The organism is Burkholderia sp. BE12 (assembly GCF_002959955.1).
Classification (GTDB): domain Bacteria; phylum Pseudomonadota; class Gammaproteobacteria; order Burkholderiales; family Burkholderiaceae; genus Burkholderia.
On record NZ_PREY01000004.1, the window covers coordinates 1 to 22,318 of the forward strand.

General features: G+C 67.3%; 23 protein-coding genes. 15 read left to right on the top strand and 8 right to left on the bottom strand.

Annotation, left to right across the window (positions count from 1 at the left end; genetic code table 11):
* Positions 1-130 precede the first annotated feature (130 nt).
* A complete protein-coding gene (locus C4B30_RS05390; protein WP_105131949.1) occupies positions 131-718 on the bottom strand; it encodes a tetratricopeptide repeat protein in 588 nt (195 codons plus the stop codon).
* 356 nt (positions 719-1,074) lie between these two features.
* Here C4B30_RS05390 and C4B30_RS05395 point away from each other — a divergent pair, with 356 nt between their 5' ends.
* Genes C4B30_RS05395 through atsR form a run of 3 tightly spaced genes read left to right on the top strand, consistent with a single transcriptional unit; the run spans position 1,075 to position 4,312 of the window.
* Positions 1,075-1,944: a response regulator gene (locus C4B30_RS05395; RefSeq protein WP_199779045.1), complete on the top strand. Its 870-nt coding sequence runs from the start codon at positions 1,075-1,077 to the stop codon at positions 1,942-1,944.
* Between the two features lie 46 nt (positions 1,945-1,990).
* On the top strand, positions 1,991-2,491 hold the full coding sequence (locus C4B30_RS05400; protein WP_027782127.1) for a molybdopterin-dependent oxidoreductase: 501 nt from the start codon (positions 1,991-1,993) through the stop codon (positions 2,489-2,491).
* A gap of 9 nt (positions 2,492-2,500) precedes the next feature.
* Entirely contained in the window at positions 2,501-4,312 is a 1,812-nt protein-coding gene (atsR, locus tag C4B30_RS05405) for a hybrid sensor histidine kinase/response regulator AtsR (RefSeq protein ID WP_105132140.1), read from the top strand.
* Positions 4,313-4,411: 99 nt separating this feature from the next.
* Here the strand turns inward: atsR and C4B30_RS05410 are convergent, their stop codons facing one another.
* Together C4B30_RS05410 and C4B30_RS05415 are read right to left on the bottom strand one after the other, a co-directional pair.
* Positions 4,412-4,831 (bottom strand): secondary thiamine-phosphate synthase enzyme YjbQ, encoded by a 420-nt coding sequence (locus C4B30_RS05410; RefSeq protein WP_089501116.1) that lies wholly within the window; start codon positions 4,829-4,831, stop codon positions 4,412-4,414.
* Positions 4,832-4,841: 10 nt separating this feature from the next.
* Complete coding sequence (locus tag C4B30_RS05415) at positions 4,842-5,168, bottom strand: thioredoxin family protein (RefSeq protein ID WP_105131951.1); 327 nt, start codon at positions 5,166-5,168, stop codon at positions 4,842-4,844.
* Positions 5,169-5,399: 231 nt separating this feature from the next.
* Between C4B30_RS05415 and C4B30_RS05420 the strand changes: the two genes are divergently transcribed.
* The 9 genes from C4B30_RS05420 to C4B30_RS05460 all read left to right on the top strand — a co-directional run bounded on the left by C4B30_RS05420 (position 5,400) and on the right by C4B30_RS05460 (position 16,915).
* Positions 5,400-6,101 carry a flavin reductase family protein gene (locus C4B30_RS05420; RefSeq protein ID WP_105131952.1) on the top strand — a complete coding sequence of 234 codons (702 nt, stop codon included), beginning with the start codon at positions 5,400-5,402 and terminating at the stop codon, positions 6,099-6,101.
* A gap of 26 nt (positions 6,102-6,127) precedes the next feature.
* Complete coding sequence (locus C4B30_RS05425; protein WP_105131953.1) at positions 6,128-7,570, top strand: MFS transporter; 1,443 nt, start codon at positions 6,128-6,130, stop codon at positions 7,568-7,570.
* A gap of 53 nt (positions 7,571-7,623) precedes the next feature.
* Positions 7,624-7,956: a DUF2322 family protein gene (locus C4B30_RS05430; protein ID WP_027782121.1), complete on the top strand. Its 333-nt coding sequence runs from the start codon at positions 7,624-7,626 to the stop codon at positions 7,954-7,956.
* A gap of 437 nt (positions 7,957-8,393) precedes the next feature.
* Positions 8,394-9,794, top strand: coding sequence for an MFS transporter (locus tag C4B30_RS05435; protein WP_105131954.1), 1,401 nt, complete (start codon positions 8,394-8,396; stop codon positions 9,792-9,794).
* Between the two features lie 315 nt (positions 9,795-10,109).
* Complete coding sequence (gene nirB / locus C4B30_RS05440; RefSeq protein ID WP_105131955.1) at positions 10,110-12,560, top strand: nitrite reductase large subunit NirB; 2,451 nt, start codon at positions 10,110-10,112, stop codon at positions 12,558-12,560.
* A gap of 34 nt (positions 12,561-12,594) precedes the next feature.
* Positions 12,595-12,993, top strand: a complete 399-nt coding sequence (locus C4B30_RS05445; RefSeq protein ID WP_105131956.1) for a nitrite reductase (NAD(P)H) small subunit — start codon at positions 12,595-12,597, stop codon at positions 12,991-12,993.
* Positions 12,990-15,827 (top strand): nitrate reductase, encoded by a 2,838-nt coding sequence (locus tag C4B30_RS05450; RefSeq protein ID WP_105131957.1) that lies wholly within the window; start codon positions 12,990-12,992, stop codon positions 15,825-15,827. Before C4B30_RS05445 ends, C4B30_RS05450 begins: the two co-directional genes overlap by 4 nt.
* A gap of 125 nt (positions 15,828-15,952) precedes the next feature.
* Positions 15,953-16,585 carry a LysE family translocator gene (locus tag C4B30_RS05455; RefSeq protein WP_105131958.1) on the top strand — a complete coding sequence of 211 codons (633 nt, stop codon included), beginning with the start codon at positions 15,953-15,955 and terminating at the stop codon, positions 16,583-16,585.
* A 42-nt stretch (positions 16,586-16,627) separates the two neighbouring features.
* Positions 16,628-16,915 carry a helix-turn-helix domain-containing protein gene (locus tag C4B30_RS05460; RefSeq protein ID WP_105131959.1) on the top strand — a complete coding sequence of 96 codons (288 nt, stop codon included), beginning with the start codon at positions 16,628-16,630 and terminating at the stop codon, positions 16,913-16,915.
* A gap of 45 nt (positions 16,916-16,960) precedes the next feature.
* Here C4B30_RS05460 and C4B30_RS05465 read toward each other — a convergent pair whose 3' ends face one another.
* Both C4B30_RS05465 and C4B30_RS05470 read right to left on the bottom strand, forming a co-directional pair.
* A complete protein-coding gene (locus C4B30_RS05465) occupies positions 16,961-17,530 on the bottom strand; it encodes a hypothetical protein (RefSeq protein WP_105131960.1) in 570 nt (189 codons plus the stop codon).
* Positions 17,531-17,734: 204 nt separating this feature from the next.
* Positions 17,735-18,193, bottom strand: coding sequence for an Lrp/AsnC family transcriptional regulator (locus C4B30_RS05470; RefSeq protein WP_006486309.1), 459 nt, complete (start codon positions 18,191-18,193; stop codon positions 17,735-17,737).
* Between the two features lie 125 nt (positions 18,194-18,318).
* On the opposite strand from C4B30_RS05470, the gene C4B30_RS05475 reads away from it, so the two are divergent.
* From C4B30_RS05475 to surE, 3 genes are all read left to right on the top strand, one after another.
* Positions 18,319-19,056 carry an AzlC family ABC transporter permease gene (locus tag C4B30_RS05475; RefSeq protein WP_105131961.1) on the top strand — a complete coding sequence of 246 codons (738 nt, stop codon included), beginning with the start codon at positions 18,319-18,321 and terminating at the stop codon, positions 19,054-19,056.
* Positions 19,046-19,348 carry an AzlD family protein gene (locus C4B30_RS05480; RefSeq protein ID WP_442778446.1) on the top strand — a complete coding sequence of 101 codons (303 nt, stop codon included), beginning with the start codon at positions 19,046-19,048 and terminating at the stop codon, positions 19,346-19,348. Before C4B30_RS05475 ends, C4B30_RS05480 begins: the two co-directional genes overlap by 11 nt.
* A 188-nt stretch (positions 19,349-19,536) precedes the next feature.
* Positions 19,537-20,316, top strand: a complete 780-nt coding sequence (gene surE / locus C4B30_RS05485) for a 5'/3'-nucleotidase SurE (RefSeq protein ID WP_105131962.1) — start codon at positions 19,537-19,539, stop codon at positions 20,314-20,316.
* A 71-nt stretch (positions 20,317-20,387) separates the two neighbouring features.
* Here the strand turns inward: surE and C4B30_RS05490 are convergent, their stop codons facing one another.
* The 3 genes from C4B30_RS05490 to C4B30_RS05500 form a co-directional block, all read right to left on the bottom strand.
* Positions 20,388-21,209 (bottom strand): SDR family NAD(P)-dependent oxidoreductase, encoded by an 822-nt coding sequence (locus C4B30_RS05490; RefSeq protein WP_105131963.1) that lies wholly within the window; start codon positions 21,207-21,209, stop codon positions 20,388-20,390.
* A 185-nt stretch (positions 21,210-21,394) separates the two neighbouring features.
* On the bottom strand, positions 21,395-21,814 hold the full coding sequence (locus C4B30_RS05495) for a PIN domain-containing protein (protein ID WP_089501103.1): 420 nt from the start codon (positions 21,812-21,814) through the stop codon (positions 21,395-21,397).
* The gene (locus tag C4B30_RS05500) at positions 21,814-22,032 is read right to left on the bottom strand and encodes an AbrB/MazE/SpoVT family DNA-binding domain-containing protein (protein WP_089501102.1); all 219 of its coding nucleotides are present in this window, start codon (positions 22,030-22,032) and stop codon (positions 21,814-21,816) included. Before C4B30_RS05500 ends, C4B30_RS05495 begins: the two co-directional genes overlap by 1 nt.
* Positions 22,033-22,318: the final 286 nt, after the last annotated feature.

Genomic DNA, 22,318 nt, shown 5'->3' on the forward strand with positions numbered 1-22,318 from the left:
GGTCTTCATGTCGTTGTCGATCGATTAGAGTCGTTGTTCGGCTTATGTGTCCGTGCGAACTTCGATAAGCCCCCCGGCGTGGCGCGCGATGGTGGTCTCCCCGCGGCTGCCCCCGTTGCTTCAGGCTTGGTCAGTAGTACCAGGATGTCTGATTCCAGACGCCGTAGTACGGATAGCCCGAATACCAGTAGCCGTAATAGACATCACGCCATTGCGTGCGCCATTTCCAGTCGTCTTCGTCTTCCTTCTTCGCCTTGCGCGCGAGCTCGAGCAGCTTTTTCGATTCCTTGTCGCCGCGAGCCGCCGCGATCGACAGCCACTTCTCCGCCTCGCGCGCATCCGAGCCCATTTCCTCGAGGCCGAACAGGTAGAAACTGCCGAGGGCCTTCTGCGCGTTCAGGTCGCCGCGTTCGGCGGCCTCGTGCATCCACTTGAGGGCCTGGTAGCTGTCCTGGCGCACGCCGTCGCCGCGGAAGTAGCGCAGGCCGAGGTCGTAGGCGGCTTTCGGCTGGGTTTTCGCGGCCTGCTTGAGCGCGGCGATGCGCGGATCGTCGCGGTCGTCCGCATCGTCCTTCTTTTGATAGGAGGCCTGATCTTTAGGGCGATCGGAACAACCGGTGTCGTCGCAGATCCGCACGGTCCTGCTCGTGATGGACGGATCCTGCGCACACGCGGCCAACAGCAACAGCAGCCCCGGTGCGAGTAAACGGCGAATCATGTGTGCTTTCCCCACGTTTTATTTGCGCCGTGTTGCTTCGCGCTATCCCACCCCCGCGAGCGCGTACCCGGTTTGCGCGCGGCGGGGCGAATACAATTCACCGACGCCGACACGCACTCCAAGGCTCTCTCAGGCTCTCTCTTCGAATCGTTCGTTCACTTCGCCGGCGTCGTTCATCACGGGTCGACTGCGGGCGACCTCGATCTCCAAACATGACGCACCAAACAATAGTGACGTGGTGAGCAATGATAATCGAGAAATATGGCATGTCAAGGTGAATCGCGATTCCACAGTTTGCGTATCGCGTCACTTTTGAATATGCTCTTCGTCGCCAAAGCCCAGGAGAGCCCTTCGAGATGTCCAATAGCGAGCAGGCCAACGCCGACCTCATCACCGCCACCAAGGTGCGCGATCTGCTGACGCGCAACGGCATTCCGCCGCGCAGTCACAACACGACGATCGCCAACGTGCTGGGGCTCAGTTTCTCGGTCGTCACGCGCAAGATGAAAGGGCTGATCCCGTGGAACCTGTCGCAACTGCAGGACATCGCGACTCACTTCGGCGTGCCGCCCGCGATCCTGCTCGACGACAAGGGCACGCAGCGGGCCGCCGCCGAGATGATCGACGCGACGCTCGTGATCGAATCGCGCCGCTTTCGCTGCCGCGCCGCGATCTCGGCGAAGGCCACCAGCCAGATCGAAACGGATTTCGTCGCGCTGCAGTGGCAAGGCGAATGGATCGTCACCGAACGCCAGCAGGCGCGCGAGGGCCGCACCTATCCGGTCGACGTCATCGAGCTGCGCTCGAGCCAGCCGAACGTGTACGCGGCGCGGATCGCGGTGGTCGACGATTCGCAGGACGTCGCCGAAACCGTGTGCGAATACTTCCTCGAAAAAGGCGTGAACGCGATTCCGTACTACGACGGCGCGTCGTTCCGCAAGGCGCTGGAGGTCGAGGATTTCGACGGCTACATCCTCGACTGGATGCTCGGCGACCAGACCGCGGCTGAACTCGTACGCGGCATCCGGTCGAGCGAAAACGGCGGCGCGCCGATCTTCCTGCTGACGGGCAAGATCTCCACCGGGGAAGCGAGCGAGGACGAAATCGCGCACATCGTGTCGCACTACAACGCGCGCTGCGAGGAGAAACCGGTGCGCCTGCCGATCCTCTTCGCCGAGGTCGCCCGCGAACTGAAGCTCGCGCAGCCGGCGCCCGCCGGGAATTGAGCCCCCGACAATCCATCACCACGCGCACCCGAACGAAGGGACCGACATGCGAATTTCGACCATCTGGATCAAGAGCCTGCTCACTGCCGGCCTGCTCGGCCTCGCCGCCGCGAGCTGGGCCGCGTCGTTCACGTTCACCGTCGACGGCAAGATCGGCCGCGGCAACCAGCCCGGCAAGACGGCGTTCGTCTTTTCCGAGCAGGCGCTGATGGCGCTGCCGCAGCATACGATCGTCACGTCGACGAGCTGGACGCCGAAGGCGACCTTCACCGGCCCGCGCCTGTCCGACGTGCTGAAGACCGTCGATGCGCACGGCACGCAGATCGAATTCCGCTGCATCGACGAATACACGTTCACGATCCCCGTGTCGGATGCCGACAAGTACGGCGTGATCCTCGCGCGCACGATGAACGGCAAGGTGCTCGGCAACGACAACTACGGCCCGTTGTGGGTCATGTATCCGCGCGATCAGTATCCGGACGAGCTGAAGACGCCCATCGGCGAAGCCAAGTTCGCGTGGCAGATCATCGGCCTGACCGTGAAGTAAGTGCGCGGCATCATGCGCGGGCGATGGAAGAACAGAAAGATCATCGTGGTCCTGGGGTCGCTGTGGATCCTGGGATTCGCCGCGTGGGCGTTCCTGCTGTGGGACCTGCTCGCGACGTCGGTCAACGAGGGCGTGCTCGAAGGCCCGCGTGAGGGCGTGTTCTGGACCGCGTCGCAATACCGGAACGTCTACACGCGCTTCGATCGCCAGCTGATCCTCTACGCCACACACGTGGACGGCGACTACGATCACGTGCAGATGCAGCTCGACAGCCTGTCGGTGTCGTTCGGGTTCCTGCAGCGGCCGTCCGAGGTCTCCGAATACTGGCTGCGCATCCCGCGCGCGCGCTCCGAGATCGCGGCGCTCGGCGAATTCATGACGCGCCTGAAAGAGGAAGTGCCGTTGCTGCGCACCGCCCCGGACGGCGCGCAGCGCGTGATCGACGAAGTCAACGCGTACTGGCCGAAGGTCAACGGCCTCGCGAACTACTTCCGCGCGATCGAAATGGCGCAGCGCGACTTCACGTTCCATCAGTTGAAGGAACGGCAGCGGGCGATTCTCGCGCTCGGCATCATCCTCGGCGTGATCCTGTGCGCGCTGTTCCTGCTGCTGTTCTATACGATGCGCACGCGCGACGATCTGCTCGAACGGCAGAACGCGGCGCTGGATGCGGAACGCAAGGCGTCCGATCGCGCGTTCGAAATGATCGAGGCGAAGAACGCATTTCTCGGAATGGTCAGCCATGAACTGCGCACGCCGCTGCAGGCGATCTGCGGGTCGATCGAGATCCTGCTCGCGCGGCCGCAGTCCGACGCGAACCTGAAGACGATCCGGCGGCTGCAGAATTCCGCGTCGTCGCTCGAGGCGCTGGTCAAGGACCTGACCGACTACATCAAGTTGCGCTCGACCAAGCGCCTCGCCGAAGCCGAGACGGTCGGGATGGCATCGCTGCTCGCCGAAGTGCTCGATCCGCTGCGCGACAAGATCGCGGCGAAGCGGATCGCCGTCGCGCAGCGGGTCGAGCCGCGCGACCTCGCGATCCGCTCCGATCGCAAGCTGCTGCGACAGGTGCTGTCGAACCTGATCGAGAATTCGGTGAAGTACACGGTCGGCGGATCGATCGACGTGTCCATCACGCTCGTCGACGCGCCGGCCGGCCGGCAGTTGAAACTCGTCGTTCGGGATACCGGCTCCGGCATCGCGAAGCAGCATCTGCCGAAGATTTTCGAGCCGTTCTATCGCGCGAACGACGCGGTCGGCCTGCACGTCGACGGTATCGGCATGGGGCTCGCCGTCGTGCGCGAAATCGTGACGACGCTGCGCGGCCACGTGGACGTGCTCAGTACGGTCGGCGAAGGGAGCGAGTTCGTCGTCACGCTGCCGGCCGAAGCGCCGGATGCCGGCGACACGGCCGCCGATGCGCCCGCATGGCCGGCCGCTCCCGTGCATCGCAACCGCCGCGCGCTCGTCGTCGACGACAACGACAACGCGCGCGAAACGCTCGGCGCGATGCTGTCGGCACTCGGCCTCGACGCGGATCTGTGCGGCACCGGGCACGAAGGCGTCGCGCGCTTCAACGACGCGCACTACGACCTGGTCGTGCTCGATCTCGAACTGCCGGACCTGAGCGGCTTCGAAGTCGCGCGCCGCATCCGCACGGTCGCGCAGCCGAATGACGACGGCAAGTTTCCGTCGATTCTCGGCGTCAGCGCGTACGAATCGGCCGCGCTCCGCGAGAACCAGCGCGTATTCGACGAGTTCCTGCCGAAGCCCGTTCACCTGCGCGAACTCGGCGCGCTCGTCGAGAAGCTGCTCGGCTGAACGCGGCGGCGATGCCCGCCGCGTGCGGCCGCGCGCCGGCGTCCGCCTCGCCTACTCGCCTACTCGCCTACTCGCCTACTCGCCTACTCGCCTACTCGCCTACTCGCCGATCAGATGCAGCACGATGTCGCGCCGGTGCGCCGCGCGACGATGCTCGAACAGGTAGATGCCCTGCCAGGTGCCGAGCACCATGCGCGCATGCTCGACCGGAATCGACAACTGTACCTGCGTAAGCGCGGTGCGCAGATGCGCGGGCATGTCGTCGGGGCCTTCGGTGTCGTGCTCGTAGCGCGTTTCGTCCTCGGGTGCGAGCGTCGCGAAGTAGCGTTCGAGATCGCGCTGCACCGATGGATCGGCATTCTCCTGGATCAGCAGCGACGCGGACGTGTGGCGGCAAAACACGGTCAGGAGCCCGGTGCGGATCGCCTGCTGGTCGACGAACGCGCGTACCTGCGGCGTGAACTCGACGAGGCCGCTCCCGCGCGTTTCGACGGGGATGTGCGTGATGGCCTGTTGCATGACGACCGCCTCAGGCGAGCGCGGCGAAGCCGTCGGCCTCGATCTGCTTCGCGTCAGTCGGGCGCACGACACGTGCGACTTCGACCCCATCGCGCAGGAACACCAGTGTCGGCCACAGCTTCACGCCGAACGAACGGCCGAGCGGCCGGCCCGGGCCATCCTCGATCTTCAGGTGCCGCACGTCGGGATGCGCGGAGAACGACGCGACGATCGCGGGCTGCGCGCCCGCGCAGATTCCGCACCAGTTCGCGCCGAATTCGATGACGGTGGCACCGGCCAGTGCGTCGACTTCCGCGCGCGTCGGCGCATTGGCGGTGTAGCGTTGCTCAGTGTCCATCGGAGCCCTCGTGTGCAATTGCAGAACGTGGCGGCCGCGTGCCGGCGTGCGCGGCACAGGCGACCGGTGATTTCTTACTGTAGCGGAAAAGCGCGCGGGACGCCGGCGGGGCCATCCCGGCGCAAACGCCGTCTGCACGCACCGCCGGAATGACACGACAAGAATCGGAGCGCCGCGCGGCCGCGACGGGATCAGCATGCAGACTGATTCCTCGAAACGAAGGCCCCGACCATGAACACTCCGCATCGCGTCACCGAACCGAACATCCTCTATTTCGGCACGCCCGTCGTGCTGGTCAGCACGCGGAACGACGACGGCACAGCCAATCTCGCGCCGATCTCGTCCGCCTTCTGGCTGGGTTGGCGCAGCGTATTCGGCATCGCCGCCAGCTCGCAAACCACCCGCAACCTGTTGCGCACCGGCGAATGCGTGCTGAATCTGCCGTCGTCGGCGCAGGCGGACGCGGTCGACCGGATCGCGCGCACGACGGGCACGTATCCGGTATCCGACGGGAAGCGGGCGAAGGGCTACGTGTACGAGCCCGACAAGTTCGGCACGGCCGGGCTCACCGAAGCGGCGTCGCAAACCGTGTCGCCGCCGCGCGCGCTCGAATGCCCGGTGCACATGGAAGCAGTCGTCGCGGCCACGCACGGGATCGGCGACGAAGCGCCCGACCTGCGCGGCCACATCCGCGTGTTCGAGGTGCGCATCCAGCGCGTGCACGTCCACCCCGACCTGCTGATGGACGGTCATCCGGACCGCATCGATCCGGACAAGTGGTCGCCGCTGATCATGAGCTTCCAGAAGTTCTATGGGCTCGCGCCGCAGCAGGTGCACTCGTCTCGACTCGCCGAGATTCCGGAGCGCGCGTATCGCAGCCTCGACATCGAGCGCTCGCGCGATGCGGGCGTGTCGGCCGGCGTCGGGCGGTAACGAACGCGATGAACCGGAGAACACCGATGAACCCGACGATCCGGAACGCTTCGTCCGGCGCGGGCGCGGCGGCCGAGGCGGCCGCGCCTCCCCGCCACCACCTCGTACTGCCGACGCTGTGCATCGCGGTGCTGATCGCGCAGATCGATACCGCGATCGTCAATCTCGCGACCGAACCGATCGGCGCCGCGTTCGACGCACGCGTCGGCGCATTGCAATGGGTCATCGATGCATACAACCTCGCCTATGCGGTGCTGCTGCTCACGGGCGGCCTCGTCGGCGACCTGTACGGCAGGCGGCGCGCGTTCGTCCTCGGCGCGACGGTGTTGATCGGCGCATCGATCGTGTGCGCGCTCGCGCCGACGCTCGGCATGCTGATCGCGGGACGCGCGCTCGCCGGTGCCGGCGCTGCATTGCTGATCCCCGCTTCGCTCGCGATCGTCCGCGTGATCTGGTGCGACCCTGCCGAACGCGCACGCGCACTCGGCATCTGGGCCGCGTGCGGCGGTATCGCGATGATCGTCGGCCCGACGCTCGGCGGCGTGCTGATCCATGCGTTCGGCTGGCGCAGCATCTTCTGGGTCGTGATCCCGTTCGGCGTCGCGGCGATCGGATTGGCTTCCGTCGTCGTACCCGAATCGGCCGATCCGCACGGTCGCCGTTTCGATCCGGCCGCGCAAGCGCTCGGTGCGATCGCGATCGGCTGCGTCGTGTTCGCGACGATCGACGCGCGCCACGATGCGCTGCGCGCGGCGCTGCTGGTCGCGACCGGTGCGGCCGCCATCGCACTGTTCATCCGCATCGAACGGCGCCTCGGCATGGCTGCACTCGTACCGCTCGACCTGTTCGCGAACCGTGCGTTTCGCGGGATGCTGATCGCCAACGGCGCGATGACGTTCGGCGGCTACGGGATGTTGTTCGTGCTGCCGCTCGCGTGGCAAAGCCACCATGTGCTCGACGCGACCGGCGCGGGCCTCGCGCTGCTGCCGATGTCCGTGCCGTTCGCGCTCGTGTCGTTCGGCTCCGGCGCGTTCGCCGCGCGCTTCGGCGGGCGCACGGCCGGCGCGGGCGGCGTCGCGCTGATGGGACTCGGGCTCGCCGCGATCGGCATCGGCGCGGCCGGATCAACGGATGCGCATGCGCCGATGCTCGGCTGGGCCGAAGCAGGGCTCGCGCTGACGGGCACGGGGCTCGGCCTCGCCGTCGGGTCGCTGGCCGCGACGGCCGTCGGCGCGGTCGACGCCGCACGCGCGGGCACGGCCGCGTCGCTGATGAACGTGATGCGGATGATCGGCGCGGTGTTCGGCGTGGCCGTGCTGGGTGCGCTGTACGACGCGTGCGGCGGCGGCGCGGCCGGGCTGCGGGTCGCGATGCTGGCAGGCAGCGCCGTGCAGCTCGCGGGCGCGGCACTGGCCTGGCGCACGGCCGGGGCCGGCACGCCGGCCGGAGCACCGAAGCCGATCGGATAAGATACGGCCGGCCACGCTCTTTGGCCCATGACCGAACCAACGGAGTGTTTTCAGTGATTCAACCGACCCAAGTATTCAAGGACAACCTCGCGCAACTGCCGGCCATCGACGGCATCGCGCGCATCGATCTCGTCGGCGCGAACGGCGACGTGGTCGCCAGCATCGAGAACCAGCCGGGCAAGCAAGGTTCGCTCGCCGTGTACCACTACCTGAAGCAGGCATTCGGCGCGCTCGATGCAAAGGCCGCCGAGCACGGCCTCGCGGTGTTCGCCGAGCATACGGCCGATGCGCGCAACCGTCCCGGCGCACATCCGAACGTCGATCGTCTGCTGGCGATCGTCGCCGGCGGCGAAGCGCTGCGGATCGACGTCGTCGCGAAGGGCTGAGCGACGCGCCGGAGGATCGCCGGGCCGCCGGACGCGCGGCACTGCAGCCGCTAAAGGCAGTGCGCGCTCCGATCGGCACGCGGTCCTCGATTTTGGCGAATCGCCGCATGCCCGCAGTACGTAATCCATACGACCCGATCTCGCCCGTTCATCCCCGCGATCTCGCCCTATGAGGCGACGGCAACGCGAATCATCGCAGTGCATCGCCGCACCGGCACCGCGCCACGCGCACGCCGACAGTGCCGCCGTCCGTCCGCCAATCGCCGCCCACATCGACGCCCCGTTTCTCCGCAAAGCACGTCCAGCACCGCATCCGTCGAAATCCGCCATCGCTGGCATACATATTGCCAACGATCACCTGACGCCGTGAATCGGCGCCAATCGATTTCCGACCGATCCAGCCGGTATCCGACCGGCAATCCGCAGAGGTCTTCACCATGACGCGTTTGCGCACCTCCCTGCAGAGCGGCAACTGGCGCTCGCTGCTCGCATGCTTCCTGTACTTCGACACCGGCTTCACCGTCTGGGTGCTGTACGGCCCGCTCGCGCCGTTCATCGGCAAGGACATCGCGATGTCGGCCGCGCAGCAGGGCTTTCTCGTCGCGGTGCCGGTGCTTGCCGCCGCGATCCTGCGCGTGACGCTCGGCAACCTGTACCAGTCGGCGAACGGCCGCACGATCGCGCTGACGGGTATCGTGCTGTCCGCGCTGCCGGCCATCGTATTGCCGTGCGTGCCCGGTACGCCGTCGTACGCGCTGCTGCTCGTGCTCGGCGTGTTCCTCGGCATGGGCGGCGCAAGTTTCGCCGTCGCGCTGCCGATGGCGGGCAGCAGCTATCCGCCGAAAGTACAGGGGCTCGTGCTCGGCCTCGCCGCGGCCGGCAACATCGGCGCGGTGCTGGACGGCTTCATGTTTCCGCATATCGCGGCCGCCGTCGGCTGGAAGCTGTCGACCGCTGCCGCGCTGCCGCTGCTCGCGATCGCGGGCGTCGCGGTCGCCGCGTGGGCCGACGACCGCAGCGAGAAATCCGGCAGCGTGCCGCGTGCGATCGCTGCGTTCGCCGTCACGCTCGCGGGTCTCGTCGCGCTCGTGCTGGCCGTGCACGGCGGACTGTTCGGCGCCGGCAAGACCGGCGTGCTGCTGCTGCCGGTGATGGGCGCGCTGCTCGCGATCGCGGTCCTGCCCGCGCGCTACCGCACGGTGCTCGCCGAGCGCGACACGTGGGTGATCATGCTGATCTACAGCATCACGTTCGGCGGCTTCGTCGGGATGTCGTCGTATGTAACGCTACTGCTGACGTCGCTGTATCAGATGCCGAAGATCGATGCGGGCCTTTTCATGTCGCTGCTCGCGTTCCTCGGCGCGATCGTGCGGCCGCTCGGCGGCTTCATCGCGGACCGCGTCAGCGGCGTACGCGCGCTGATCGTGCTGCTCGCCGCGATCGCCGTCGCCGATTTCGCGTTCGCCGCGTGGATGCCGCCACTGGCCGGCGGCATTGCGTTGCTGATCTGTCTGTACGTCGCGTTCGGGCTCGGCAACGGCGCAACCTTCCAGCTCGTGCCGCATCGCTGGCAGGGCAAGACGGGGCTGCTGTCAGGGATCGTCGGCGCCGCGGGCGGCATCGGCGGCTTCTACCTGCCCGTGGTGATGGGCATCGCGAAGGAGGGCACCGGCAGCTATCAGCTCGGCTTCGTGACGTTCGGCGTGCTCGCGACCGGTGCATGTGGCGCGCTCGTGTTGCTGCGCACGCAATGGCTCGCGTGGGCGATGCCCGCCGATGCGCGCGCGGCCGGCGTACCGGCCGGGCGAGCGCCCGGCATGACGCATGTGACCGAGTGACCCCCGCGGCCGGCGCGATCGCGGAGCCATAGCGAAGCCATACCGCGCCGGGCGGCACACGCGGCGTGAACGCCGATCCGGCGCGCGCGCCGCTAAACGACTGACGAATCGCGCGTGAGCGCCTTCGTGCACCGACTTGTGTGGCAATGCACCAAGGTAGCCCGGCGATGCATGGGTGCGGTGCGCCCCCACGTGCACGCCGCGCACCGGGCCAAGGCATGCAGCCATTGGCATGCCGTTTGCTTTTTGTCTCCTTGACAAGTGGGGCGACCCGCATGGGGCGACCCGCACGCTGAACGCCAAGGAGACGTCGGAATGCGAAAGATGAAGCTGGTGATGGTCGGCAACGGGATGGCGGGCGTACGCACGCTCGAGGAACTGTTCAAGCTGGCCCCGGATCTGTACGACGTCACGGTGTTCGGTGCGGAGCCGCATCCGAACTACAACCGGATCCTGCTGTCGCCGGTGCTGGCCGGCGAACAGACGCTCGAGCAGATCGTCCTGAACGACTACGCATGGTACGAGCAGCACGGCGTGACGCTGCTGACCGGCCGCAAGGTCGTGAAGATCGACCGCGTGCGCCGCGTCGTGATCGCCGACGACGGCACCGAGGCGGCGTACGACCGCCTGCTGCTCGCGACCGGCTCGAACCCGTTCATGCTGCCGATTCCCGGGATCGGGCTCGATGGCGTGCTCGGCTATCGCGACATCGCCGATACGCAGGCGATGATCGACGCGTCGTCGCAGTATCGCCGTGCGGTCGTGATCGGCGGCGGGCTGCTCGGCCTCGAAGCCGCGAACGGCCTGAAGCTGCGCGGGATGGACGTGACGGTCGTGCACCTTGCACCGACGCTGCTCGAGCGACAGCTCGACGCCACCGCCGGCGAACTGCTACGCAAGTCGCTGGAAGCGCGCGGCCTGAAGTTCCTGATGTCGAAGCAGACCGCCGCGCTCGAAAGCGACGGCCCCGATGGCACGCGCGTGCGCGCGGTCCGCTTTGCCGACGGCGACTCGCTCGACGCCGATCTCGTCGTGATGGCGATCGGCATCCGGCCGAACACCGAACTCGCCGAACGCACGGGCCTCTACTGCAATCGCGGGATCGTCGTGAGCGACACGATGCAAACCTACGACCCGCGCATCTACGCGGTCGGCGAATGCGCGAGCCACCGCGGCGTCGCGTACGGGCTCGTGGCGCCGCTGTTCGAGCAGGCCAAGGTCGCGGCGAACCATCTCGCCGAATTCGGCATCGGCCGCTACGTCGGCTCGGTCACGTCGACCAAGCTGAAGGTCACCGGCATCGATCTCTATTCGGCGGGCGACTTCCTCGGCGGAGAAGGCACCGAGGACATCACGCTGTCCGACCCGCTCGCGGGCGTCTACAAGAAGATCGTCGTCAAGGAAGACCGGATCGTCGGCGCGTGCCTGTACGGCGACACCGCCGACGGCGCGTGGTATTTCAAGCTGCTGCGCGAAGGCCGCAACATCGCGGACATCCGCGAGACGCTGATGTTCGGCGAGACGAGCCTCGGCGACACCGGGCACAGCGGCGTCACGCACGCGGCAGCGATGCCCGACACCGCGGAGGTATGCGGCTGCAACGGCGTCTGCAAGGGCACCATCGTCGGCGCGATCAAGGAGAAGGGGCTTTTCACGCTCGAAGACGTGCGCAAGCACACGAAGGCGTCCGCGTCGTGCGGCTCGTGCACGGGCCTCGTCGAGCAGATCCTGATGTCAACGCTCGGCGGCGACTATTCCGCATCGCCGAAAGCGAAGCCGGTATGCGGCTGTACCGACCGCACGCACGCGGAAGTGCGCAGCGCGATTCGCGAGCACAAGCTGCTGTCGGTGCCGGCCGCGATGCACTTCCTCGAATGGCGTACGCCGAACGGTTGCTCGACCTGCCGCCCGGCGCTCAACTATTACTGCATCAGCACCTGGCCGCACGAGGCGAAGGACGACCCGCAATCGCGCTTCATCAACGAACGCGCGCACGCGAACATCCAGAAGGACGGCACCTATTCGGTCGTGCCGCGCATGTGGGGCGGCGTGACGACGGCCGACGAGCTGCGCCGCATCGCCGACGTCGTCGACAAGTATGCGATTCCGACGGTCAAGGTCACGGGCGGGCAACGCATCGACCTGCTCGGCGTGAAGAAGGAAGACCTGCCCGGCGTATGGCACGACCTCGGGATGCCGAGCGGCCATGCGTATGCGAAGGCGCTGCGCACCGTGAAGACCTGCGTCGGCTCCGAATGGTGCCGCTTCGGCACGCAGGATTCGACGCTGATGGGCCAGCAGCTCGAACGCGCGTTGTGGCGGATGTATGCGCCGCACAAGGTCAAGCTCGCGGTGTCCGGCTGCCCGCGCAACTGCGCGGAATCGGGGATCAAGGACGTCGGCGTGATCGGCGTCGATTCCGGCTGGGAACTCTACGTCGGCGGCAACGGCGGCATCAAGACCGAGGTCGCGCAGTTCTTCTGCAAGGTGAAGACGCACGAGGAAGTGCTCGAGTACGCGGGTGCGTTCCTGCAGCTCTATCGCGAGGAAGGCTGGTATCTGGAGCGCACGGTGCACTACCTCGAACGCGTCGGCCTCGACTACGTGAAGGCGCGCGTGGTCGACGATGCCGGCAACCGGGCGGCGCTGTGGGAACGCCTGCAGTTCGCGCTGAAGGACGAGCCCGATCCGTGGCACGACACCGACGATGCGCAGGTCGACCTGCGCCAGTTCATCCCGATCGCCGTCGAGACGGCCGGCCGCTGACCGCGCCGCCACTGCCACCGCCAGGAATCCTACGATGACCACTTTCGACCCCGACTGGATCACGGTCTGCCGGATCGACGACATTCCCCCGCTCGGCGCACGCGTCGTCAAGCGGCCCGAGGGCGCGCCCGTCGCGCTGTTTCGCACTGCCGGCGACCGCGTGTTCGCGCTGCTCGACCGTTGCCCGCATCGCGGCGGCCCGCTGTCGCAGGGGATCGTGCACGGCGAACAGGTGACGTGCCCGCTGCACGGCTTCAACATCGCGTTCGGCAACGGTTGCGCGCTGCCGCCCGACGACGGCGGCACGCCCGTGTTCAGCGTCGCCTGCGACGGCGACACGGTGCTGCTCAGGCGCAGCGAACTCGCGTCGCTCGCGACGGGTGACGACGCATCCGGCGCATCCGCGTGCACCGAACCGGGACACGCTGCATGACGGAGCTGGCAGCAGCACTCGATCGCGACGCGCGCGCCGACGCGGACCTGCGCGAAACGCATTCGACCTGCTGCTACTGCGGTGTCGGCTGTGGCGTAATCATCCAGACGCGTGCCGATGCCGACGGACAGCGCAAGATCGTCGGCGTGCGCGGCGACGTCGCTCATCCGGCGAATTTCGGCCGGCTGTGCTCGAAGGGCAGCACGCTGCACCTGACCGCCACGGCCGAACGCTATGCACAGACCCGTGCGACGCACCCCGAATTGCGACACACGCGCGACGCTGCCCGCACGCGCGTGTCGTGGGACGACGCGCTCGACCATGTCGCCGCGCGCTTCGCGCGGATCGTCGAGCAGCATGGCCGCGATGCAATCGGCTTCTATGTGTCGGGCCAACTGCTGACCGAGGACTATTACGTCTTCAACAAGCTCGCGAAGGGGCTGATCGGCACCAACAACATCGATTCGAATTCGCGACTGTGCATGAGCTCGGCCGTGGTCGGCTACAAGAAATCGCTCGGCGCGGATGCGCCGCCGTGCAGCTACGACGATCTCGACCACGCGGGCACCGTGCTGATCGCCGGCGCGAACCCGGCGTTCGCGCATCCGATCCTGTACCGCCGGCTCGAAGCCGCGCGCGAGCGCAATCCGGCGATGAAGGTGATCGTCGCCGATCCGCGACGCACCGATTCCGCGAGCGACGCGACGCTGCACCTCGCGCTGCAGCCGGGCACCGACGTCGCGCTGTTCAACGCGATGCTGCACGTGCTCGTGTGGGACGGTGCGCTCGATCGCGCCTTCATCGACGCCCACACGAACGGCTTCGACGCGGTACGCGACAGCGTGCGCGAATGGTCGCCGGCCGTCTCGGCGCAAGTCTGCGGGCTACGCGCAGACGACATCGTCAAAGCCGCGCGCTGGTTCGCCGACGGCCCGTCGCTGTCGCTGTACTGCCAGGGGCTGAACCAGTCCGCGGACGGCACGCACAAGAACGTCGCGCTGATCAACCTGCACCTCGCCACCGGGCAGATCGGCAAGCCCGGCGCGGGGCCGTTCTCGCTGACCGGGCAGCCGAACGCGATGGGCGGCCGCGAGGTGGGCGGGATGGCGACGCTCGCATCCGCGCATCGCGATCTCGCGAGTCCCGAGGATCGGGCCGAAATCGCGCGACTGTGGGGCGTCGACGACGTGCCGAGCCAACCGGGCCTGACCGCGGTCGAGATGTTCGAGCGGCTCGCGTCGGGCGAACTGAAAGCCGTGTGGATCGTCTGCACGAACCCGGCGCACTCGCTGCCCGACCAGGCGACCGTGCGCGCGGGGCTCGCCCGCGCGGAATTCGTCGTGCTGCAGGAGGCGTACGCACACACCGGTACCGCACCGTACGCCGACGTGCTGCTGCCCGCGGCGACGTGGGGCGAGAAGGACGGCACCGTCACCAATTCGGAGCGGCGCATCTCGCGCGTGCGGGCCGCCGTCGAACCGTACGGCCACGCGCGCGCGGACTGGCAAATCGCCGCCGAGGTCGGCCGACGGCTGGAAGCGCGGCTCGCGACGGGCCGGGCCACGCTGTTTCCGTATGCGGACACCGAAGCGATCTGGAACGAGCATCGCACGACGACGGTCGGACGCGATTGCGACATCGGCGGGCTGTCGTGGTCGCGGCTCGACGCAGACGGCCCGCAGCAATGGCCGTTTCCCGCCGGCGCGGCGAGCGGTGCCGCCCGCCTTTATGCCGACGGTCGGTTCCCGACCGCCGACGGCCGCGCCCGCTTCATCGCCACGCCGTATCAGCCGGTCGCGGAGCCGGTCGATGCGCGCTTCCGCTTCGCGCTCACGACCGGCCGGCTGCGCGACCAGTGGCACGGTTGCAGCCGCACGGGCAGCGTGCCGAAGCTGTTCTCGCACGCACCGGGACCGACCGTCGATCTGAACACCGCGGACTGCGCGCGTCTCGGCATCGGCCCGTACGACTTCGTGCACCTGACGTCGCACCGCGGCAGCATGCTGCTGCCCGCGCGCGCCGATGACGCGATCGCGCCCGGCCAGGCGTTCACGCCGATGCATTGGGGCGACGAGTTCGTGTCCGGCGTGGCCGGCAACCGCGTCGGCGCGGGCGTCAACACCGTGACCTCGCCCGCGCTGGACCCGCACTCGCGCCAGCCGGAACTGAAGCACGCGGCGATCAAGCTGCTGAAGGCCGACCTGCCGTGGCGCTGGCTGATTGCCGCGCGGTTGCCCGCCGACGAACTGCTGGCCCGGCAGCGCCAGTTGCGTGCACTGTTCGCGCGCTTCCCGTATGCGAGCTGCACGCCGTTCGGCACCGACGCCGGCGGCGGGCTCGCCTGGCGCGCGGCGGCCTACGAGCCGGTGCCGATCGAGCTGCAGCGCGAAGTCGAAGCGCTGCTCGGCTTGCCCGACCCGGCGCCCGACGTGATGAGCTACGGCGACGCGCGGCGCGGCACCGCCCGACGCGTGCGCGTCGTCGACGGCGCGCTGACGGCGTTCTCCGTGTCGGGCGCGGCCAACGCGACCGAAGACAGTGCCGCCGTGCTGCGCGACTACGTCGACAGCGGCACGAGCGTCGGCGCGATCGGCCGGATGTTGTTGTTCGCCGGGCGCGTGCCGTTGCAGGCGGCGCCCGCACGCGGCCGGGCGATCTGCAATTGCGTCGGCGTGGGCGAGCGCGAGATTCGCGCGACGCTGTCGGCCTGTCCCGCGAACGCGACGGCGGCGGAGCGGTTGGCCGGCTTGCAGGCACAACTCAAATGCGGCACGCAGTGCGGCTCGTGCGTGCCCGAACTGCGGCGGATGATCGCCGAGCCGGCTCTGTCGTAGCACGCGGTTCCATCGCGACGGGCGCGCCGTCGTCAGGGACAGCGTCGCCTGCGCGCGGTTGACTGCCGGCGACCGCCTTCCTAAACTGACCTCCCTTTTACGCCTCATCGGCGAAAGGGGTTCCCGTGATCGACTTCTCCACGCTCGCGCTGTTCTCCGGTGCCTGTCTCGCGCTGACCGCCACGCCCGGCCCCGACATGCTGCTGATCGCGTCCCGCAGCTTGAGCCAGGGCCGGCGCGCGGGCTTCGCGACGCTGGCGGGCATTCAGGCCGGCACCTACTGTCACGCGCTCGCGGCAGCGCTCGGGCTGTCGCAGCTCTTTGTCGCGGTGCCGATCGCCTACGACGCCGTGCGCTTCGCCGGCGCCGCGTATCTGCTGTATCTCGCCTGGAAGACGTTCCGCTCGGACGCGACCGCGCTGTCGCCCGTCGCATCGCCGCGCCGGCACTCGAGCGCCGCGATCTTCCGTCAGGGCCTGACGACGAACCTGCTGAATCCGAAGATGGCACTGTTCGTGCTCGCGCTGTTTCCGCAGTTCGTGCGGCCCGAACACGGCTCGATCGCCGTGCAGATCCTCGTGCTTGCGACCGTGCTCAACCTGATCGGGCTCGTCGTGAACGGCGCGGTGATCCTCTCCGCGAGCCGGCTGAGCCGGCGGATCGGCGTGCGCCGCCGTCCGTCGAAGCTGCCGCAATATCTGCTCGGCACGGTGTTCGTCGGTCTCGCCGCGCGGCTCGCGGTGGCAGGGCGGCAGTAGTAGTAAACGGGAAACCGCGCCATCACCTGAAAGAGTTTCGAGATGACAACGTATAAAGCACTACGCGAACGCGCCTTTGCCGATCCGAAGGTTCGCGCCGAGTACGAACGGTTGAACCGGGAAGAATTCGCGTTGCTCGACGCGATGCTTGCCGCCCGGCGAGCCGCCGGTCTTTCACAAGCCGATATTGCAGAACGCATGGGAACGAAAGCGCCTGCCATCACGCGGCTCGAACGCTCCCTCGCGACCGGCCAGCACTCGCCGTCGATCGAAACGCTGCGCAAGTACGCCGCCGCTTGCGGCAAAAAGCTCGTGATCTCTTTCGCCTGAGTCGGCCCGAAACCCGGACACGCATCAGCCGCCTTCGCCAGCACTTCAGCGCGTCGCGCCCAGCGCCACGCGCAGCCGTTCCATCAGTTGCGTGTAATGCCGCAGCACGTCGTCCCTGGGCACGACGTTCGCCGTCGCGAAACGCTCGGACCACGCCGGCTTCCATTCATACGAACCGTGCACGCTCCGGTCGCCGTCGGGCGCCTGGATCAGCGAGCGGATCCGCGCGTCGCGGCCCGGGCCCGTGTGCATGTCGAACAACGCATGGATGTACGTGTGATACGCGTCGTACACGTCGTCGTCGAACAGGTAGCGATAGATGTGGAACGTGCGATCGAGCTCGCGCTTCGCGCGGATCACGTCGTCCGGCGAAATGTCCTTCCAGTAGCCGATCCACGTGTAGAAGCACAGCAGCGCATTGAGCTCCGGCGCGACCGCATCGTACAGCGCGAGCCGCTTCTCGATCAGTCGCTGGTTGGTCCACTGCACGAGTTCGAGCCGCTTCAGCCGGCGCGCGACGAGCCAGCCGAGGCACGCGACCGACAATGGCGTCAGCACGCCCAGCGTGAGCTTGACGATTTCCAGCGAATTCCACGGATCGTTGAATGGCTGCATGATTGGCCCGACAAGAAGAAATGCATCCGCACCGGCGCACGCCGCCTGCGCGACCCACCGACATTGACCGTTAGTTGCTTGCGCATCGAACGTCGCACGACTAAACGGACAATACGTCCGAAGCGGCATGATTCGCCAGTTTAGCGGGCGATCGTCACCGGGTCGTGACCGTTCGTCGACCCGCCATCGCGTGCCCGCGCCGCGTCAGGTCGGCAGCGCCGACGTGAGCTTCACCTTCTGCATCGGAATGTCGGTCTTCACGCTGAGCACGCCCGGAATGCGCGTGAGGTATTCCATCTGGAAGCGCCGGTAATCGTCGATATCGGCCGCGACGACGCGCAGCAGGAAATCGCAGTCGCCCGCCATCAGGTGACACTCGACGACTTCCGGCATCTGCTGGACGGCCTCGGCGAAGCGGTTCACGGATTCCGCGTCCTGCCCCTTCAGCCACACGCGCGTGAAGATGGTCAGCCCCTTGCCGACCTTCGCCGGGTTCAGCACGGCCACGTATTTCTCGATCACGCCCGCTTCCTCGAGCAGCCGCACGCGCCGCAGGCACGGCGACGGCGACAGCCCGACTTCGTGCGCGAGTTCCACGTTCTGCATGCGGCCGTCGCGCTGGAGTGCGCTCAGGATCCGCCGGTCGATGGCGTCAAGTTTCATTTGGCATTGAATTCCAAAAAATCCGCAAATCACGCGTTCAATGCCAAATTCTCCGAAAGTTCTGGCCACAACGCAACCCGATTCGAGTCAAAAAAGCAGACAATCCCTCCCCCGAAGGAGGAGTAATGAGCAGTAGCGTTTCAACGTCGTCCGGGCTTCGCGACAAGCCCGCCCATATCGCCGAGATGGGTCGCGGATTGCGCGCGGCGCTGCCCGTCATGCTGGGTTTCGTGCCGTTCGCGCTGCTGCTGGGCGCGCAGGCCGCGCAAAAGGGGCTGAGCCTGTTCGAGGTGCCGATGATGACGGGCCTGAACTTCGGCGGCGGCTCCGAGTTCGCGGCGATCCATCTATGGACGTCGCCGCCGCACATCGCGCTGATCATCGCGATGTCGTTCCTCGTGAATTCACGCCACATCCTGATGGGCGCCGCATTCGCGCCCTACCTCCGGCGCCTGCCGCGCCGCCGTGCGTTCGCCGCGCTGTTCTTCATGTGCGACGAAAGCTGGGCCATGTCGCTCGCCGATGCGCGCTCGCGCTCGGCCACGCACATCAGCGTCCCCTATTACGCGGGCATCTGTTCCGGGCTGTACCTGACGTGGACCTCGATGACGACGCTCGGCGCGGCAATCGGCCCGACGATCGGCAGCGTCGAGCAGTACGGCTTCGACATGGCGTTTACGGCCGTGTTTCTGGTGCTGCTGCGCGGAATGTGGAAGGGCATGCGCGCGAGCCGTCCGTGGTTCGTGAGCCTCGTCGTCGCGGCGGCCACGCACCTGGCCGTGCCGGGCGCGTGGTACGTCGCGGCCGGCGCGTGCGCGGGGCTGGTCGCCGCGCTGCTGTGGGAGCCGCGCGATGCTGCCTGATTTCGCGACGGTCGCGACCATCGTGCTGATGGCGTCGACGACCTATCTGTCGCGCGTGCTCGGCTACGTGCTGCTGCGCAACCGCACGCTGAGCCCGCGGATGGCGTCGGTGATGGAGAACGTGCCGGGTTGCGTGCTGATTTCGGTGATCGCGCCGGCGTTCGTGTCGACGCGCCCGGCCGACCTGCTCGCGCTCGCCATCACGCTGGTCGCGGCGACGCGCCTGTCGATCCTGCCGACCGTCATCGTCGGCGTCGTGTCGGCCGGCTTGCTGCGGCATCTGCTCGGCTGAGCGCTTCCGGCCGGCCACACCGGCAACACATTCCACGACACGACGAACGGGCGCGCGATGCGCCCGTTTTCACGTCCGCGCCGACCGGCACCCCGGCGCGACACGACGATTCTCGCGCCGGAGTGCTAGCCTTGTGGCTTGCGCCACGCCGCATTCCCCTCTCATTGCCCTTCGCGAGGATCGTCCCGATGCAAGAAACCCGCCCGCTGTTCGACCGTGTCCTGCTCACCAACGACGACGGATTCGACGCTCCCGGCCTTCAAGTGCTCGAACAGGTCGCCACGCAACTCGCACGCGAAGTGTGGATCGTCGCGCCGGCCGAAGACCAGAGCGGCACGTCGCATTCGCTGAGCCTGCACGAACCGCTGCGCGTGCATCGCAAGGGCGAACGCCGCTTCGCCGTGCGCGGCACGCCCGGCGATTGCGTCGCGATCGCGGTCAGCCACCTGATGAAGGGTGCGCAGCCCGACGTCGTGCTGTCCGGCGTGAATCGCGGCGCGAACCTCGGCACCGAAACGGTGTTTTCCGGCACGGTCGGCGCGGCGATGACGAGCATGCTGGTCGGCGTGCCGGCCATCGCGCTGAGCCAGGCATTCGCCGATCGCAACGCGGTGCCGTGGGACACCGCGCTCGCGCATGCGCCGGACGTCATCCGCCGCCTCGTCGCCGCCGGCTGGGACAGCGATGCGTGCCTCAACGTGAATTTCCCGGCGCGACCGGCCGAGGACGTGCGCGGCCTGAAGGTGACGAGCCAGGGCGCCGGCACGCTCCAAGGCGTCGAGATCGTGTCGGGGCGCGATCCGCGCGAGATCGACTATCACTGGCTGAAGCTCGCGCGGGCACCGCGCGACGACGATGCGAATTCGGAAACGGTCGCGCTGGGCGAAGGGTATATCGCGATCACACCGCTGAAGTTCGAGCGCACGCACGATCAGGCGCTCGCGCGGCTGCGGTCGAACCTCGGCTGACCGATCTCGCCTTAACGAGCCCGGCGGTTGCGCATACGATGCGCGCGCCGCCGGTTCACCGTGTCACCCCGTCACGTCAGGTTCAACCCGCCGTCGAGCATCACGATCTCGCCCGTCACGTAATCGGACGCGACGAGCATCGCGACCGTCTGCGCGATATCGTCCGGCGTCGCTTCGCGACGCATCGGCGCGCGCTCGCGCCAGAGCTGCTGCGCCTCCGTCCAGTCGGCGGTCAGCGGCGTATCGACGAGCCCCGGCGCGACCGCGTTGACGCGAATTGCCGGCGCGAGCGTGCGGGCGAGCAGCCGCGTCGTGTGATTGAGCGCGGCCTTCGCGGCCGCATACGGAATCGACGCGCCCTTCGGGCGCACGCCCGCATGCGAGCTGACGTTCACGACACACCCGGCCCGTCCGTGCGACGCCGACTCGCGCAGCGCGGCCTCCGCTTCGGCGACCAGCCGGAACGGCGCGATCACGTTGATTTCGTGCATCTCGCGCCACACGTCGGGCGTAGCCGCCGCGAGGTCGTCATGCGGAATCACGCGGCTGACGCCGGCGTTGTTGACGAGCACGTCGAGGCGCCCGTACACCGCGAGCGCATCACGGATCAGCCGCACGCGCTCGCCATCGTCGGCGAGATCGGCCTGCACATAAGCGCCACCGAATTCGCGTGCCATTGCACGCCCAGTATCGGCTGAGCGGCGCGAATGCAGGATCACCGCGTAGCCGTCGGCTGCCAGGCGACGCGCGACGGCCGCGCCGATCCCCGACGTCGAGCCAGTGACAAGCGCGACCGGCCGGTGCACGCGCGCCACGCGCGGCTCGCCGGCGGCTTCGGTTTCAGGTGTCGTTTCGGCAATCGGGGCAGACATCGGCGGGAGCGGCGCGTCCATGGCGTGGAACCCAGTTAGTGGCGTTCCCGCATCATAAGCGCGACGACGCAACTGGACACGAACGTGATAGCGACAACGACAAGATCACATCCACGAAGGACCTAAAGGGACGCTCTAGTAGAACCCGCTCTGCCTATTGCGGCTCTAAGCGACGTACGGCCGACATCACCGCAATCCTGCAAGATTCACAGCAACTGCGCTCGCCCCGCACCAAGAATTTCGGCGCCAGGCAACCGTGCAGCACGCTCGTCGAACGTGAGTAGAGGTGCCCGACCAGCTGCACTAGCCTGACCGACGTGCAGGCAATCTGCGAAATCCCCGCCATGCTCGCGATACATGTGCACCGCACGTTCAAGCGCCCCCTCCGCTTCAAAACTCAGTTCCCGCGTCTCGAGCAGTGCCGTGAGTGCAGTCAGTATCTGCTGGCGGTCGAATTTATAGCGCGATCGCAGAACCCATTCGAGTTCGAGCATTACGGTTACCGGTATGTAGAATGCGTCCGCTTGTCCAGCCAAAGCGGCAAACAGCTCACGGACATGCGCGACTTGGTCAACGTCGTCATTGGTCAACCAACGCACCAGAATGTTTGTATCAAGACTGGGCATCAAGCGTCGCCTATCCGCATGGCATCGATTGGCACACTTGTGATCGACGGTAGGGCACCCTGCAAATCAAGCAGGTTGCGGGTTTTGGCGCGCAAAATGACCGTACCGTCATCCAGTGGCGTAAAGACAATCCGCACGCCTGCGGCGAGGCCAAGCGCATGCCGGATGCCGGCCGGCAATGTAAGTTGCCCCTTGCTAGTAAGTGTGGCTTCGAACATGATATCTCCTTACTTTTCAATTAATTGTAAGGCATTTTGCCCCTATTCGCAATACGCGGTAATGGCGAGCGACAGGCAAACCGGCCAAGGCGTGAAGCCGCTGCTGACCGCCCCGCTCGGAGCCCGAGTGACGGCGACTCAGTCAACTTGATACGCCCCCCAAATAGCGAAGCCGCATTAGTTGAGCGCGAACGGCGCGATGGTATCGACACTTGGCCTGCGGCCAGTTGCCGTGAACGTTCCCCGTACAGGTAGCGGCCGCCTTGTTCTGCTGCCCGTCATCTCG